Annotated in this window: 13 protein-coding genes; 5 read left to right on the top strand and 8 right to left on the bottom strand. The window is 72.6% G+C overall.

From position 1 onward, the window contains the following. Positions 1 to 49 precede the first annotated feature (49 nt). The 5 genes from OG432_RS33920 to OG432_RS33900 all read right to left on the bottom strand — a co-directional run bounded on the left by OG432_RS33920 (position 50) and on the right by OG432_RS33900 (position 5807). Positions 50 to 523, bottom strand: a complete 474-nt coding sequence (locus tag OG432_RS33920) for a MarR family winged helix-turn-helix transcriptional regulator (protein WP_328314787.1) — start codon at positions 521 to 523, stop codon at positions 50 to 52. A gap of 60 nt (positions 524 to 583) precedes the next feature. Next, positions 584 to 1015: an STAS domain-containing protein gene (locus tag OG432_RS33915; RefSeq protein ID WP_328314786.1), complete on the bottom strand. Its 432-nt coding sequence runs from the start codon at positions 1013 to 1015 to the stop codon at positions 584 to 586. After that, on the bottom strand, positions 1012 to 2121 hold the full coding sequence (locus OG432_RS33910) for a cobalamin B12-binding domain-containing protein (RefSeq protein WP_328314785.1): 1110 nt from the start codon (positions 2119 to 2121) through the stop codon (positions 1012 to 1014). Before OG432_RS33910 ends, OG432_RS33915 begins: the two co-directional genes overlap by 4 nt. Further along, positions 2118 to 3776 carry a SpoIIE family protein phosphatase gene (locus OG432_RS33905; protein WP_443058530.1) on the bottom strand — a complete coding sequence of 553 codons (1659 nt, stop codon included), beginning with the start codon at positions 3774 to 3776 and terminating at the stop codon, positions 2118 to 2120. Before OG432_RS33905 ends, OG432_RS33910 begins: the two co-directional genes overlap by 4 nt. Before the next feature lie 285 nt (positions 3777 to 4061). Continuing rightward, positions 4062 to 5807: a putative Ig domain-containing protein gene (locus OG432_RS33900; RefSeq protein WP_328314784.1), complete on the bottom strand. Its 1746-nt coding sequence runs from the start codon at positions 5805 to 5807 to the stop codon at positions 4062 to 4064. Positions 5808 to 6156: 349 nt separating this feature from the next. Here OG432_RS33900 and OG432_RS33895 point away from each other — a divergent pair, with 349 nt between their 5' ends. Further along, positions 6157 to 8937 carry a LuxR C-terminal-related transcriptional regulator gene (locus OG432_RS33895; RefSeq protein WP_328314783.1) on the top strand — a complete coding sequence of 927 codons (2781 nt, stop codon included), beginning with the start codon at positions 6157 to 6159 and terminating at the stop codon, positions 8935 to 8937. A 30-nt stretch (positions 8938 to 8967) separates the two neighbouring features. On the opposite strand, the gene OG432_RS33890 is transcribed toward OG432_RS33895, so the two are convergent. Both OG432_RS33890 and OG432_RS33885 read right to left on the bottom strand, forming a co-directional pair. After that, entirely contained in the window at positions 8968 to 9291 is a 324-nt protein-coding gene (locus tag OG432_RS33890) for a hypothetical protein (protein ID WP_328314782.1), read from the bottom strand. 136 nt (positions 9292 to 9427) lie between these two features. After that, positions 9428 to 10201, bottom strand: a complete 774-nt coding sequence (locus OG432_RS33885; protein WP_328314781.1) for a polysaccharide deacetylase family protein — start codon at positions 10199 to 10201, stop codon at positions 9428 to 9430. A 278-nt stretch (positions 10202 to 10479) separates the two neighbouring features. On the opposite strand from OG432_RS33885, the gene OG432_RS33880 reads away from it, so the two are divergent. Together OG432_RS33880 and OG432_RS33875 are read left to right on the top strand one after the other, a co-directional pair. Then, on the top strand, positions 10480 to 11001 hold the full coding sequence (locus OG432_RS33880) for a DinB family protein (RefSeq protein ID WP_328314780.1): 522 nt from the start codon (positions 10480 to 10482) through the stop codon (positions 10999 to 11001). 177 nt (positions 11002 to 11178) lie between these two features. Next, positions 11179 to 12537: a lipase family protein gene (locus OG432_RS33875; RefSeq protein WP_328314779.1), complete on the top strand. Its 1359-nt coding sequence runs from the start codon at positions 11179 to 11181 to the stop codon at positions 12535 to 12537. 56 nt (positions 12538 to 12593) lie between these two features. Here OG432_RS33875 and OG432_RS33870 read toward each other — a convergent pair whose 3' ends face one another. Then, a complete protein-coding gene (locus tag OG432_RS33870; protein ID WP_328314778.1) occupies positions 12594 to 13445 on the bottom strand; it encodes a Rieske 2Fe-2S domain-containing protein in 852 nt (283 codons plus the stop codon). A gap of 283 nt (positions 13446 to 13728) precedes the next feature. Here OG432_RS33870 and OG432_RS33865 point away from each other — a divergent pair, with 283 nt between their 5' ends. Further along, entirely contained in the window at positions 13729 to 14331 is a 603-nt protein-coding gene (locus OG432_RS33865; RefSeq protein WP_328314777.1) for a phosphoribosylanthranilate isomerase, read from the top strand. A 248-nt stretch (positions 14332 to 14579) separates the two neighbouring features. After that, the gene (locus tag OG432_RS33860) at positions 14580 to 16085 is read left to right on the top strand and encodes an arabinofuranosidase catalytic domain-containing protein (RefSeq protein WP_328314776.1); all 1506 of its coding nucleotides are present in this window, start codon (positions 14580 to 14582) and stop codon (positions 16083 to 16085) included. Positions 16086 to 16120 lie beyond the last annotated feature (35 nt).

The raw sequence follows: 16120 nt of genomic DNA, 5'->3' as shown, positions 1-16120 counted from the left end.
ACCTCTGCACATAGGACTCCGCCGCGTGGTGCGGCGGGGTGGGGTCATGTCACGCCCCTACCCTACCGGGGGCCGTGATGGCGCTCTGCAGTGCGGCGAGCCCGGTGGCCAGGGCTCGCCGGTCTTCTTGCGGCATGGCTTCGATGGCCAGGGCCAGCGTCGCTTCGCGTTCGTTGCGGATCTGTTCGAGGTGGCGCTTGCCGACGGCGGTCAGCCGCAGGGTCACTTCACGCCGGCTGTCCGGGGACGGCAGGCGTTCGAGGAATCCGGCCATTTGCAGCCGGTCGCAGAGCCTGCTGACCGAGGGCGGGGCGGTGTGCAGGAGTTTGCCGAGGGCCCGCATGCGTATGCCGTCGTTGCGCTCCACCAAGTACATCAGGCGCAGTTGTGGTGTGGAGACCGAAGTCGTGGTCACGGTGTCGCGGGCCTGTTGCCACAGGAGGTCGAGGAGGCCGACGACCTCGCTCGCCGCGTGGGCCTGTTCGCGGGCGGTCCGTTGGGAGTCGATGTCTCGGTGCGGCATGGGCTCCCCCGTCGGCGTGCCCGGCCCCGCTCTCCGCGGTCTTGGAGCGGTCGGCTCGGGTCAGGCACTGCTGTCCGGTCCGGTGGGGCGGGCCGGTATGGCTTCCTCCGTGTCCGCCCGGGGTTCTCCCGTGCCGGAGGTCTCGCGTGCGGCTTGGCTCGCGTCCCCCGTGAGGTACTCCAGGCTACCCGTGATCGTCAGGAGCCGGTCGAGCGCCGGAGTGCGGTCCTCCAGGTGCAGGCGGACGTGCGCCGCGTCCGTTCGGCGGCGGATCATGAGGAGGATCGAAAGGCCGGTCGAGTCGACGGAGCCCAGGCCCGCGCAGCCCAGATGCAGATGGCGCAGGCGAGGATGGCCGGTCAACTTGCCGGTGACCGCTTCCAGAAGGATGTCGGCGTTGTCGTAATCGAGGTCTCCGCGCAGCTCTATGCGCACGGTGGTCTCGGTGTCGCTCGCCGTCAGTCTGAGATGGCTCGATGGGAACGTGCTCACGGATGGTTCCTGGCAGGGGCGAAGGGAACGGCGCGCGGAGCGGCGAGTCGCTCGGCGCCCAGGGTGAGGAAGCGGCTCGCGCGCGGGAAGTCGCCCAGTTGACCCGCCAGCAGGCGCAGGGCGGGCGGCAGGCTGTGTGCGGGCACACCGCGTGCGGTGAGGATGGCGGCGGTCCACGCGATGAAGTCGGTGAACAGGTCGGCGTCGTCGAGGTAGAGCGCGGTCGCGAGGAAGTCCACGATGTGGGCCAGGTCCTCCGCGGTGCGTTCGCGCTGGACGTCGTCGTACGCGCGCACGGCCGGGAACGCCTCGTCCAGCCCGTGCAGCACGGCGCGTACGAGGGTCGACCTCGTGCGCGTGACCATCGTGTACTCCTGATCGTCCAGGTGCGGAAGATCGTCGAGCTGCTGGTGGCCGGGGTCGGGCCGGGCGATGGTGCCGTCCTGGATGCGGTCGGCCGCGGATCGGGCGTCGCCGGCCCAGGCGTCCGCTCCGAGCAGCCGTGCGTACCGGCCGCCGGGACCGAACGCGGCTCCCCCGACCACGACCGGAACGCCGGCGGCCTGGCAGGCGGTGATCGTGGCGTGCGCGGTGGGCAGCCGGGTCGCGATGGAGCTGGAGAGCGCGACCAGTTCGGGGCCGGTGCGGTGCAGGTGCGCCACGAGGTGCGCGACGGGGACCTGGGCGCCCAGGTAGTCGACGCGCCAGCCGCGCAGCCTCAGCACTTCGGCCAGGAGGCGGGCGGGCAGCGCGTGCCACTCGCCGTCCACACAGGCCACCGTGATCCGGCCGCGCTCGGGCGCGGTGCGCACCTCCGGATGCATCGAAAGCGCCGCCACGGCCCGGTCGTTGATGGCGGTCGCCGCGTGCTCCTGGGCGACGCTCATGCGGTTGGCCGCCCACTCCTCGCCGACCTTGGCCTGGACCGGGGCGATCACGTCGATCAGGACGCCCTCCGGGTCGTGCCCGTCGTCCAGCGCCCGCTGGACGAGGAGGGTCGCCGCGTATTCGTCGCCCGCGAGGACGGCGTGCCACAGCTCCGTTTCCAGAGCCGCCGCGTCCGGGGACGCCGCCTCCGGCGGGGCCGTGCAGAGTTCAGTGCTCATGCCGTGAACCTGCCCCGTGTGTGGCCGTTCACCGCGCTCAGGTGGTGGTTGCGGGGTGCGGAGACGACCACGACGGCCATGTCGTCGTGCCGGCCCTTGCCGACCCAGTGGGCTGCCACCATCTGGACGCGTTCCACGATGCTCTCGGCCGGCATGCCCGCGCACTCGGTCAGGACGCGCCGCAGCCGCTCCTCACCGAACATGACGTCGCCCATGGGGCCGCCCCGGGCCTCCGTGAACCCGTCCGTGTAGAGGACGCAGGTCTCCCCCGGCGCCAGGGACAGCTCGGCGGTCTCGGCGCGCACCTCGGGAATCGCCCCGATCAGGGTGCCGCGGGTGTCTGCCTCCTCCACCTCGCCGGTGGCGCGCACCACCAGGGGCGCGGGGTGGCCCGCGCTGGTGACGCGCATGCGGACCGAGCCGCCGTCCCGTACGGCCGAGGCCAGGACGAGGGTGGCGAAGCGGGTGTGATGGGAGTTCAGGAGCGCCATGTTGAGCAGGCCGAGCATCCGCTGGTGGTCGTCGGCGAGCGGAAGCAGCGCGTGCAGGGTGTTGCGGATCTTGCCGGTGAGCACGGCGGCTTCCAGGCCCTTGCCGCAGACGTCGCCCAGCACCACGAGGGACGGCGCGCCGTCGGCGATCGCGGGGTGGACGTCGTAGAAGTCGCCGCCGATCCGCTCGTGATCCTCCGATGGGCGGTAGCCGCCCGCGAAGTCCACGCCGGACACCTGGTGCAGGGCCGGCGGGAGCAGCTCGCGCATCAGGACGTCCGTGATCGCCGACTGGTCGGCGTACAGGCGGGCGGCCGACATCGCCGCACCGGCCCGTGCCGCGAACAGCCGGGCGAAGACCTCCTCCTCGGGGGTGAACCCTTCACCGTCCGCGCGCCGCAGCAGGATCAGCGCCCCGGCCGGCACGCCGTGGCCCGGTAGCGGAGTGACCACTATCGATCCCGCGGGCCCGAACCCCTCGGGGAGCACCCAGTCCGGGACGGTGGAGGGCTCGACCCAGCGCGTCGGCACCGGCGGGAAGCCCTGCAGCGCCTCGGCGAGGCCGGGGACGGTCTCGGGGTCGACGGCGGCCGACGACTCGACCGGGGTGCCGTCCCGCAAGCACGACACGATGGGCGGCCGGTTGCCGCGCATCGGGGCGACGACGAGTGCGGCGTCGGCGAGGTGCTCGGCGGCCATCTGCGCGGTGACGTGGGTGCAGCGGTCCAGATTCAGCGACGACAGCAGCAGGTTCGAGGCCTTGCCGAGGAACGCGGTCCGTGCGCGCTCCTTGCGCAGCGCTTCCTCGGCCAGGCGGCGATCGGTGGCGTCGACGAGCCACCACAGCACGGTGCCGCCGTCCTCCACCGTGGGGTGCGCCTCGAAGAGACGGTCGTCCACGGTGCCGCAGCGAACGGCGGGACCGTCGCCGCCGTCGTCCTGGCGCGGGACGCGCAGCGCCGCGTGCGCCGAGGCCAGCCAGGACGGGACGGCGTCCGCCATCCGCACACCGGGCCGCGCCTTGGGCAACAGCGCGCCCGCCGCCTCGTTGACCAGGACGATCGCACCCTGAAGGTCAGCTATCAGGACGGGATACGGGGCCTTGCTCCACAGAGAACCTCCCCTTGTGTCGACGTCGGTTGTCGCGCCCGTGGTAGACACCAAATGTCGAGGATCCGCTGTGCGAACCCCTCACCTCACACCCTCATAGGAAACGTTGCCGTTCGGCAACCATCCCCCATTCATCGCCTCCTGACAACCGCGCCCCCACCCGATCGGCCACCCGATTTCAGGATGAACCGGGCATCACACGGCCCTCGTGCGGGTCTTCGGGACGGCGCGTGGGCAACGGCGCACGGGGCAGTGGAATTTGGCGGCGGCCCATGGCGCGGGGGGCGCCGAATCGGCGCCCCCCGCGTCCCGTTCAGCCGTGCGGCCCCGTGGAGCCGGTCAGAACCACACCGTGAAGGTGACGGTGACGGAGGCCTTCTTCCCGGCAGCGTCGGTGACCGTCAAGGTCGCGCTGCGCGATCCCCAGGTCGTGGGGGTGCCGGAGATCACGCCGGTGGCGGCGCCGACCGTCAGACCGGCGGGCAGATTGGCGGCGGTGAAGGCGTACGGGCCAGTCCCTCCATCGGCGTGCAGGGCGAGGCTGACCGGCCGGCCCACGTAGACGCTCTGGCTCCCCGGGTTGGTGAGGGTCGGGCTGCCGCCGCCGGGGGCGGTGATGGTCCAGGTGAAGGAGGCCGAGCCGCTCTTTCCCGCACTGTCGGTCGCGGTGACGGTCACGGCGTAACCACCGGCCTTCGTCGGAGTGCCCGAGACGGTCCCCGTGGTCGCGGCGACGCCGAGCCCCGGGGGCAGCCCCGTGGCGCTCCACGTGTACGGGGCGGTGCCGCCCTCGGCGCTGTTCTTCAACTCCACCGCGCTTCCGGTGGGGTTCGTCCTGGAGGAGACGGCGGCGACGGTAACGCCGCCCGGCTGGGACGACGCGGTGGAGAGGGTGGCGCCGAACGTGGAGAGCGCCTCGTTCACGGGCTGGAAGATGGTGAACTTCTCTCCGCTCCCACTGGAGCAGGTGGCACTTCCGCCGCCCGAGTGGATGCCGACCGCCTTGCCCCCGGTCGCGGTGACATAGCTGCCGCCCGAATCGCCGCCCGCGGAGCAGGCGCTGGTGTACGAGAGCCCGTTGATGACGACATTGCCGTAGTCGACGGTCTGGTCGACCTTCGTCACCTCACCGCATTGGTATCCGGTGGTCTGGCCGGAATGACAGACCGCGGTGCCCACGACGGCGTCCTGGGAGCCTGTGAGGTTCACATCGCCCTTGCCCCATCCGGACACCTTGGACGACAGGTCCCACCCCGCCTGGTCGACGTCGACGATGCCGAAGTCGCCGTCGGCGGAGTCGACGCTGCCGGTGCCGTTCTTGTTGGACGTGCCCATGCGGCTGCCGTCCTTGCCGTACGCCGGCTGGTCGACGTCGTTGGTGCAGTGTCCCGCGGTCAGGAACGCCTTCGTGCCGCCGGAGCGGGTGACGGGGAAACCGATGGAGCAGGGGCTTTCCGTGCCGGGCACCCATGACTCACCGCCCACCACGGTGCCGCCCTGCTGGCGCGGCGCGTCGTGCGACCGAGTCACTCTCACCAGATCGCCCAGGGAGGCCAGGCGGGCGCGCACGGCCGACGTCGTGGCCGCGGAGCGGGTGGCGTCGAGGACGACGCCGACCTGGTTGGTACGGGTGTCGGGCCCCCAGGACAGCAGGCCGGACCCTGCGCCTGCCCAGGTCCCGATCAGCCGTGTGGCGTCGTCGAGTTGGGCGGAGGAGTGGCGCACGAGACGGGGGACGGCTCCGGCGCGTTCCACCGCGGTGACGTCGCCGGTGGCGGTGACATTGGCGTGCAGGCGGCCGTCGTCGGCGTCGAACCACAGCCCGGCGAGCCGGTCACCGAGGGTCGCACGCAAGGCGGTGGCGGATCGGTCGGCGGCCTGCTCGGCGGCTATGCGAAGGCGTACGCCCTCGGGGGTCAGGCCCAGGTCGCGGGCCATGGCCGCCCGGACGTCCGCCGGGACCGAGGGCCCCGGCGGGGTGGGGGCGGGCAGGGCGCGGGCGTGGGCGGGCAGGGCCGCCAGGCCCGCGAGGGTGACCGCGGCCACGGCTGCGGTCACGGCGCGCTGGTAGGTCGCAGAACGCATGGGGGGAGCACACTCCTTTGATGCTGTGGTGGCCGGAGCACGTGCGGGAACACGGGAGTTGCGCGGCGCGAAGAGGCACGAGCGGCGGCCACTGGGGTGAGCCCAGACTCTCCGGGCCCGAGGGCATCTGGACATCCGGAAAGTCCCTTGCCGTGTTCCGGCCGGCCCGACGGCTCCAGGCCGGGCCGCGCACGGCACACAGCGGTCCGCCGGACGGGGAACTTCTCGACATTCCGCACAACTTGCCTGTCGAATAAGCCAGTTGGAGGCATCGGGGAACTCCCTTGCACCCGCGGGAACCTCCGCCTCTCCCTTGGCCACGGCCCGAGGGAGGCCTACCGTGCGCGATATGAGCGGTCCGAACGGAGAAGCGTGCGGCGACATCGGCGGGAGCGGCAGCCCCGGCGGGTGGGACTCCCTCGTCCTTTCGGGCTCGGCGTCCTTGGAGCGGCACGGCAGGCTCGCCGTCCACGGGCCGTGGGGCTCGGGCAAGAGCACCCTGGTCGAGGACCTGGTGACACGGTCGGCCGGGCCGGTGCTGCGGGTGTACGCCCGCGAGGAGGACCGGCATCTGCCGTGCGCCGGGCTGGCCCAGCTCTGGGACGGTGCGCTGCTCACCGGCGCGGTGCCCGCGACGGATCCCGCGGCACGGCTCGGACTGCGTGCCGCGACGGCGCGGGAGATGGCGAGCCGGCCCGGGACGCTGCTCGTCGTGGAGGACGTCCAGTGGCTCGATCCGGTCACCACGGACGTGCTGGAGCACTGCGCACGGACCGTGCCGGCCGATCGGCTCCCGATCGTGGCGACCGAACGGTGCGTGCGCCGGCCCGCCCGCGCCGCTCGCCTGATGGGCGGCTATCCCCCGCTGCTTTCGCTGGAGCCCGCGGGTCTCGACGAGACCGCCGCGATGCTCGACGGCCTGGGCCTGCCCGCCCGCTGGGCCACCGCCGTCCACCGGTACTGCGGCGGCCACCGCGCGCTGCTGGCCGCCTGCTGCGCCGGCCTCGGCAGCGCCGCCACGGATCCGTACGCCCTGACCGGCCGGCTCCCTTCCGCGTGTCTGCGCCGGGTCGACGAACTCGCCGCCGCCTGGCTGGACTCGGTGCCCCCGGAGGTGCTCGCCACGCTGCGCACCGCGGCCCTGACCGGCAGTGCCGATGCCGACCTGCTGCGCCGGGCCGGCTGCCAAGCCGCCGAGGAGCATGTGGAGTACGGCTTGCGCGCCGGTCTGCTGATCGCTCACGAGCCGGCGCCGCCGCAGGAGTCGGCCGCCGTCCGTGTGCGGTTCGCGGCCGAGGCCCTGACGCGGGCCGCTCCTGTCACCGCTGACGCGCCCGCACGGCGCCGGGCTCACCGCGCCCTCGCGGCTGCCGTCCGCGATCCGGCCCGCGCGGCCTGGCACCGCGCCCAGGCCCAGGAGGGCACCGACGCTGCCACGGCCCGGGGCACGGCGGACGCCGCCGTCCTGGCGCGCGCCGCGGGCGACAGCCGACTCGCCGCCGAACTCCTGCTGGCGGCGGCCCGCCTGACGCCGGTCGACCGGCACGAGGTCCGGCTGGAGCGGCTGACCGAGGCCGCACACGACGCGGCGGTGGCCGGGGCACGCGACCTCGCACACCGGGCCGCGCACGACATCGTTGAAGATCGCGGCTCGCCGTCGCAGCAGGTCAACGCGCTGCTCGCGGTCCTCGACGCGTACGGGCAGGATCTGACCGGCGCGGAGCCCGTCTTCACCGCGGCCCGCAGAGCCGCGGGGCAGGATCCCCTTTTGCTGGCCGCCATCGAGCTGCGTGCGGCCGTGCAGGCCAACGTCGCATCGGGCGATTCCGCCCGCGCCCTGCACCATGCGCACACGGCGGCGTTGCTCGCACGCGCCGCCGCCGATGTTCCCCTGGAGTCCGCCGCTCTGACGATGGTGGCCCGCATGGAACGGGTTCTCGGGCGCCTGGAGGCGGCGCCCGCCACGCTGGCCAGGGCGCTGGCGCTCGCCGTTCCCCCGCTGCGCATCGGCATCCGCAACAGCCCCGAGTACCTGACAGCTCGCCACGCCGTCTTCGACGGCCGGCTCCCGCAGGCGCGCGCCGCGTTGATGGAGCTGCTGCCGCTCGCCCTGGGCGCGGGGTGCGCGGAGGACCTCGCGGAGGTGTGGCGCAGTCTGGCCGAGGTCGACTCAGGGCTCGGCGCGTGTTCCCGGGCTCTGGGCTGGGCCGACAGCGCCCTGTCCATCACCGCGACCGCGGATCTGTCGCCGGGGCCGGCCTGGTACACGGCCGCGCTGGCGCACAGCCACGGAGGGTCGTTCGAGCAGGCACTGCAGTACGCGACCCGGGCCCTGCGGGCCTCCCGCGCGGAACACGACGCTCTGCACACCACGCGCAGCCTGTGGATCATGGGCGCCGTCCATCTGCACTGCGGGCACGTCGACCGGGCGGCCGCGGCACTCGTGGAGGTGGCCGGCCTCGAAGAACAGTCGGGCGCCGACGATCCGGCGGTTCTGCGCTGGCAGGCCGACGCCGTCGAGGCGTTCGCCCGCGCGGGGCAGCCCGCCCGTGCGTACGAGCTGCTCGACCGCATGCAGCGCACGGTGAAGCCGCACGGCGCCCACGCGACGCTGCGGGCCGCCCTGACCCGATCGCGCGCCGTGTGCCTGCACGAGGCCGGCGACAGCGACAGCGCCGTGGAACTCCTCGACGACACGGCGCGCGCCTTCGCCGCCCTCGGCACACCCGTGGAGGAGGGGCGCACCCTGCTCGTGCGTGGTCGCGTCGAGCGGCGCCGCCGCCGGTCCGCCGCCGCACGGGCCTCCTGGGAGCAGGCTCGCGTCCTCTTCGAGGGCGCCGACGCCCGGCCCTGGACCGCTCTCGCCGACGAGCACCTCGTGCGTCTCGCGGGGCTTCCGGCGCATCCGCCCGGCCGTGCCGCGCGGCACACGCCCGGCACGAACCTGACGGCCCACGAGCGTCGCCTCGCGGGTCTGATCTGCTCCGGATGCACCAATCAGGAGGCGGCCCAGCAGATGTTCGTCTCGCGCAAGACGGTGGAGTCGACGCTCAGCCGCATCTACCGCAAACTCGGTGTCCGCAACCGCACTCAGCTCACGGCCGTCCTGACGCCGTCGGCCGGGGCCTGAGACGCGGCTGCCGTCGCGGGACGGACGCCGTCAGTGTGCCGCGCGCTCGCCCTGGACGTACGGATCCGCGTCGATGTCGTAGGTGCCCGCGTGGAGGGACAGCTGATCCACGATCCGCTCCCACTCGGCCAGTTCGGCGAGGCGACGCCCGCCGTCGCCCCGGTCCTCCCGGCCGTTCGCCTCGTCCTCCGAGGGACTGTCCGAGGCGGAGGCCAGGCGGCGGAACGCCTGAGCGGCCTCGTGATGGCCCATTCCCTGGGCCTGACGGCGCACGGCCTCACGCCCGGCCCGCTCCGCCTCCGTGGGGCCCTGTGCCTCCGGGGCGGGTTCGGGCAGCGGCTGCTCGTACGTCATGGACTGTCCTGCTTTCTGCTGAATGTCGGGGCCACGGTCCGGTCGGGCAGAGCCTGCCGCGCTCCGGCCGGTTCGTCCGGTCCTTTGCCTGCCCCGTGTCAACGCACCGAACCATATGCGGAGTTCCGCCCGGGGCTCAGCGCACCGGGAAACCGAAGGAGTGCCCCTGCTCCTTGAGCTTGGGCAGCAGCCGGCGCAGCGCCTGGAGGGTCTGGCTGCGATCGCCGCCGGCGTCGTGGAAGAGCAGGGTCGGCCCGTTGCGCAGCTCGTGCTCGACGGTGGCGACGATGGTGTCCACACCAGGGCGCTCGAAGTCCTTGCTGTCCACGTTCCAGCCCAGCGGGCGCATGCCGCGGGAGGCGGCGAGTTGGCGGCTGTAGGGGGTGAAGGCCCCGCCGGGCGCGCGGTAGTACATGGGCCGGACGCCACCGGACGCCTTGGTGATCATGCGCTCGGCGTCGAGTATCTGCTGCGACTGGTAGGCCTGGGACGCCTTGTCCATGGCGGTGTTGTGCGAGACCGTGTGGTCGCACAGCCGGTGCCCGGCGGCGACCACCTTCTTCACGAGGTCGGGGTGGGCCTGGGCCTGCGTTCCCACCATGCAGAAGGTCGCCTTCACCCCGTACTCCCGCAGCAGGTCGAGGACTCGAGGGGTCCACACGGGGTCGGGGCCGTCATCGATGGTGATGTTGACGCCCTGCGGCCCGGCGTCCGAGGAGTGGGCGATGGTGTCCGCGACCGGCTTGAGGTCCGCCGCGGGGGCGGCCGAAGCGGAGCCCTTGGACGTCGAGGTGTCCGCGGTGCCGGCCTGTGCGGTCCACACCGACGCGCCCGTTGCGAGCAGCGTCACCCCGACCGCCGCCCCCGTCACCTTGCCGTACCAGCCCCGCCCACCGCCGTGCCGTGCCATGTCCCGCCCCATTCGCGCAGTCCCTCACCGAACCCGGTCGCCGTCCGACCACCCCACAGGACGAGCGACCCGGGCCGGGGGATGCCTCCGTTACGAACCGCGGACAATTTGGTGGGAGCTCACGGACAACGACGCGCGAACGCCGCCCGATATGAGGCCAATTGACGCGGCATCATCCCGGCCCGCGATCGCACACCGCGGCACGGCTCCCGATCCGGTCGCCCGTGCGGACCCCAACGGGCCACGTGGCCAAGGGAACTGCGCAATCCTGGGCGGTCGTGACCGACTCCACGAACGCAGCTGTCCCGGACAGCGAAGTCAGCGCCCTGCTCGCCGTTCTCGATGGGCAGCGCCGCCACGTCCTCGGCATCCTCGACGGGCTCGACGCCCACGACCTGCGACGGCCCGTGCTGCCCTCGGGCTGGCACTGCCTCGGCCTCGTCCAGCACCTCGCGCTCGATGTCGAGCGCTTCTGGTTCCGCGCCGTCGTCGCCGGCGACAAGGACGTCATCGCCTCCCTGCCGAGCGGCGACGAAGCCTGGAACGTCGCGCCGGACACCCCGGCCGCCGACGTGCTCGCCCGATACCGGCGCGAGAGCGCACGCGCCGACGCCGTCATCACCGCCACCCCGGCCGACGCGCCCTTGGCCTGGTGGCCCCATGACCTGTTCGGCCCGCCCCATCTGCACACCCTGCGCGACGTCCTGCTCCACGTCATCACCGAGACGGCATGCCACTGCGGGCACCTCGACGCCGCACGCGAACTCATCGACGGCCGCACCTGGCTCGTCCTCACCTGACCCGGCCCGTCCCGCCGCCCCGTCCGGCCCCGTGCTCCCACCCGCACGGGGGCCGGACACAAACTCCTGCCGCATCCCTGTGCAACGGACTTACCTCTTGGTAACTTACAACGCCGTTACCTCTAGTAACACGTGCGTCGCTCATCCCCCAGATCCATCCAGCGAGCCGAGGTATTCATGCACACAACCGCCGTACGCCACCTGGCGACCGCCGCCATCACAGCCCTGACCGTCGCCGCCGTGCCGGTGTCGACCGCCGCGGCCGCTCCGTCCGTCTCCTCCGCCCCGTCCGTGGCGGCGAAGGCCGCGGGCAGCGATTCCTTCTACACCTACGACGGCAGCGAGCCGCTGTCGTCGTTCACGCCCGGCACCGTGCTGAAGACGCGAACGCTTCAGTACCACCTGCTCGGTATCCCCACGCCGGTCAAGGCCGTCCAACTGCTCTACCGCACGACCGATGCCCAGGGCCGCCCGTCCGTCGGCGTGACCTCGGTGGTGCGCAGCCCGGGAGGCGACGGCAGCAAGGCCGTCTCCTACCAGTCCGCCTACGACTCGCTGAACCCCGCGGACGGTCCCTCCAGGGCGATCGCCGGCAACGTCACCCTCGGCGGCGTGCTCCCCAACGCAGAAGCCCTGGTGCTCGTGCCGTTCCTGCTGCAGGGTTACGACGTGGTCGTGCCGGACACCGAGGGGCAGAGCGCCGATTTCGCGGCCGGTCCCGAATACGGCACCACCACGCTGGACTCGATCCGCGCCGTCGGCAGATCCCCCGAGACCGGCATGAACGCCTCCACTCGGTTCGGTCTGATCGGCTACTCGGGCGGCGCCATCGCGACCCAGTGGGCGGCCACCCTCGCGCCGAGCTACGCGCCGGACGTCAACCGCAACCTGGTGGGCTTCACCGAGGGCGGCCTGCTGGTCGACCCGGCGCACAACCTCAAGTACGTGGACGGCAGCGCGATCTGGGCCGGCGTCATCCCCATGGCGCTCATCGGCGCCTCACGCTCGTTCGGCATCGATCTGAAGCCCTACATGAGCAGCTACGGGCTCGAGGTGTACAAGAAGCTCGAGAACGGTTCGATCGTCAACGCCCTGGGCCAGTACCCCGGCCTGACGTGGAAGAAGCTGGCGAAGCCGGAGTACGCCGACCCGAACTCCGTGCCCGAGTTCCTGCAGGCCGTCAACAAGCTGAACCTGGGCTCGGCCGCCACCCCGACCGTCCCGGGATTCATCGCGCAGGGCAACGGCGGTGTACTGGAGGGAACTTTCAGCAACCTGCCGGGCATCGGGACCGGTGACGGAGTCATGGTCGCCGGCGACGTGCGATCGCTCGCGCGGCAGTACTGCGACACCGGCAACAAGGCGATCAAGTTCCAGCAGTACGGCGCGCTCAGCCATGTCGGTGCCATCGTGCCCTGGGCTCCCGCGGCACTGGGCTGGCTCAACGACCGCTTCGCGGGCAGGACTGCGCCCTCCGACTGCGGGCGCATCCCCTCGGGCAATTCGCTCGCCCCGGAGCTGCCGTCGGGTTCCTGACGCCCGGTGCGTCCCGCGAGCGCCCCGGACGTCCCCCGGGGCGCGAGCGGGCGCCTTCAGACGGCGTCCGGGAGCCGCACCTCCAGGACGCCGTCTCCGGTCAGCCGCGTGTCGAAGACGGGCTGGGGCGCCGTGGCCGGGCCTCCTACGTTCTGCCCGTCGGTCAGGCGGAAGAGGCTGCCGTGCCACGGGCACTCCACGCATCCGTCGGCGACCTTGCCCTGGGACAGCGGCCCCGCCATGTGACTGCACCGGTCGACCAGCACGTGGAAGCCGCCGTCCGCCTCCCGCACCACGAGCAGCGCCACATCGCCCAGCATCCGCCGGGCCGCCTGCCCCTCGGCGAATTCCGCGGCGCCGCCGAGCGGGTGCCATCCCGGTTCCACCAGGTGGTCGACGGGCTCCGTCTTGTTGGCACCGACTGCCTGCCGGAAGGCGAGGTGGCCGCCGATCATTCCGCCGACACTGGCCACGGTCAGCCCCGCGAACCCGAGCAGCCGGCCGAGCACCGGCTTGCCGCGGCCCCGGACGACCCAGGAGCCCGCGTACAGCCCGATGGCCACACCGTTGGACGCCGCGTGCACCACGCCGGTACGCAGCTGACGCTCGGGCTGCTCCGCCCAGTCCACCCAGCCCGCCCAGGCGGCCGGCACGGCCGAGACCACGCCCATGCCGACCAGGAGACGCGCGTTGCGCCCGGCGCCGGGCAGGAGGTCGAGCACCGCGGCGGACGTCCACGCGCCGATGGGCACCTGCACCAGGACGGGGTGCAGGGGATGCCCGATGGGGCGGCCCTGGAGGACGGCCCGGTAGCGCCCGAGGGGCGCCGCGCGGACGGCTTTCTGCAGCGGCTCAACGACCCTGTCCAGCTGCTTGAGCCCACCCAGCGAGTCCAGTGCCTTGAGCAAGGACCGCAATGTGACATCACACCCTTCCCCATCGCCTCGACCCCGGGAGCCCGCCCCGGCCGGCACCGACTTCGCTGACAGGAATCGCATGGGATGCGGTTAACCCCTGCGGCCCGCGGCCAAACGGACAAGGGGACACTTCTACCCGGACACGGGGCTCGTCGGCGCACCGGCCCCCGCCCGCTGGTGGGTTCGTCCGCGGGCTGGTACAGGAGCGCGCGTCGGCGGCGCGGCTTCGCCGGCCGGGCGCGGGCCCACCTGCCCGGTTTGATTGACTCGGGGCATGAGCGATCTCTTCGTCAAGATCTGCGGTCTACGGACACCCGAGCACGTCGACACATGTGTCGAGGCGGGCGCGGACGCGGTGGGCTTCGTCTTCGCGCCCAGCGCCCGCACGGTGGACGCCGTGACGGCCCGGAAGCTCGCGGCCCGCGTGCCGAGCCACGTTCTCACGGTCGGGGTCTTCCGCGGCCAGTCGCTGCCCGAGGTGCGCAGGCTCACGCACGAAAGCGGCATCGACGCCGTGCAGCTGCACGGGGACGAGGGGCCGGAGTACTACGCGGCGCTCCGGGAGGAGGGCCGCACCCTGATCCGGGCCACGACCGCGTCCGCGACCGCGGCGCGGCTCGGCGAGTTCGGCGAGGACATGCTGCTCCTCGACGCTCCCGACCCGGGCTCCGGCAAGCCGTGGAACTGGGCCTCGCCCGACTTCGCCGCCCCCGACGGCCGCTGGCTCCTCGCCGGCGGCCTGCACCCGGCCAACGTCCGCCGCGCCGCCGAGGTGACCGGGGCGTGGGGAGTGGACGTCTCCAGCGGCGTGGAGAGCGAACGCGGCGTCAAATCCGGCGAGTTGATCCGGGCGTTCGTCGCGGCGGCGCGCCTCTGACCGCGCACGGGCCGACGCGCGCTCGCGCATGCCGGGGACGCCAATGACGCCGATGACGCCGTAGACACGCAGACACGCAGACACGCAGACACCGAGAAATCCCAAATCTTCTCGCAAGTACCGGCACATCGAAGCAACAAACATTGACGAAATCCAACAGCGGGGCTACGTTCCCACACTGCCGCACCATGGCAACTCGCGTATCACGCCCGCCTTTTGAGGCCCCATCACACCCTCAGGAGCACCGCATGCGTAGAACGCCCCTCTCCCCCGCCGGGCCCCGCACCCCGGACGCGGACCGCCGCGCCCGCGCGTGGCGGCCCCTGCTCTCCGTCCTGGCCGTGCTGTCCGTCGTGCTCGGCACGCTCCTGACGCTGCCCGGAGCGTCGCGGGCCGCGACTTCCTTACCGTGCGACATCTACGGCAGTGCCGGCACCCCGTGCGTCGCGGCGCACAGCACGACCCGCGCCCTCATCGGCTCCTACAACGGCCCGCTGTACCAGGTGAAGCGGGCCTCCGACGGTGCCGTCACGAACATCGGGCCCCTGGCGCCCGGCGGGTACGCCGACGCCGCGGCGCAGGACACCTTCTGCCGCGCCACCACCTGCTCGATCAGCAAGGTCTACGACCAGACCGCGCGCCACAACGACCTCCTGCCCGGCCCCGCGGGCACCGCGGGCATGGGGGCCGACCGGGCCGCCGACGCCTCCGAGATCTCGGTGACGGCGGGCGGCCACAAGGTCTACGGCATCTGGATCTCGCCGGGCGTCGGCTATCGCTCCGCCGGCCAGGCGTCGGGCACCGCGGTCGGCGGCCAGGCCGAGGGCGCCTACATGGTCGCCAGCGGCACCCACGTGGGATCCGCCTGCTGCTTCGACTACGGCAACGCCGAGCGCACCCCCGCCGACACCGGCAACGGCCACATGGACGCCGTATCCATCGCCACCACCTGCTACTTCGCTCCCTGCACGGGTTCGGGCCCCTGGGTGGAGGCCGACCTGGAGAACGGCATGTTCCAGGGGGCCAACGGATCCAACACCGCCAACCTCGGCAACGGCACCGCGTATGTCACCGCGATGCTCAAGAACGACGGCCGGACCGCCTACGCCCTCAAGGGCGGCAACGCCCAGGCGGGCGGCCTGTCGACCTGGTGGGAGGGGGCACTGCCCAACCGCGGCGGCTACCAGCCGATGCAGCAGGAGGGCGGCATCATCCTGGGGACCGGCGGCGACAACAGCAACTGGAACCGCGGCACGTTCTTCGAGGGCGTGATGGTCGCCGGCTACCCGACGGGCGCCGCCGAGGACGCCGTGCAGGCCGAGATCACCTCCGTGGGCTACACGGGACAGACCGACGAACCCAACGGCGACCAGCGCAAGTTCACGGGTCCCGGCGGCACGTGCGTGGACGTGGCCGCGGACGACACGGGTGCCGACGGCGCCGCGGTACAGCTGTGGGCCTGCCAGAAGTACGCCGAGGACCAGCACTGGGCGCACCTCCCCGACGGGACGCTGCGGACCCTCGGCCGCTGCCTGGACATCAACGGCAACGGCACGGCGGGCGGCACCAAGGTCGAGCTCTGGGACTGCAACGGCGTAGGCGGTCAGAACTGGGTGGCCCGGTCGGACGGATCGTTCTTCAACCCGCAGTCCGGCAGGTGCCTCGACTCCCCGAGCGGGGCGACCGCCAACGGCACCAGGCTCCAGATCTGGGACTGCAACGGCAGCGCCGCCCAGAAGTTCCAGCTCCACTGACCGGACCTCCACGGACACCGGACCTCCACCGCCCG

It is taken from the genome of Streptomyces sp. NBC_00442 (genome assembly GCF_036014195.1).
Lineage (GTDB): Bacteria > Actinomycetota > Actinomycetes > Streptomycetales > Streptomycetaceae > Streptomyces.
The sequence above is the reverse complement of the archived record's forward strand: the minus strand, read 5'-3'. Positions and strand labels throughout refer to the sequence as shown.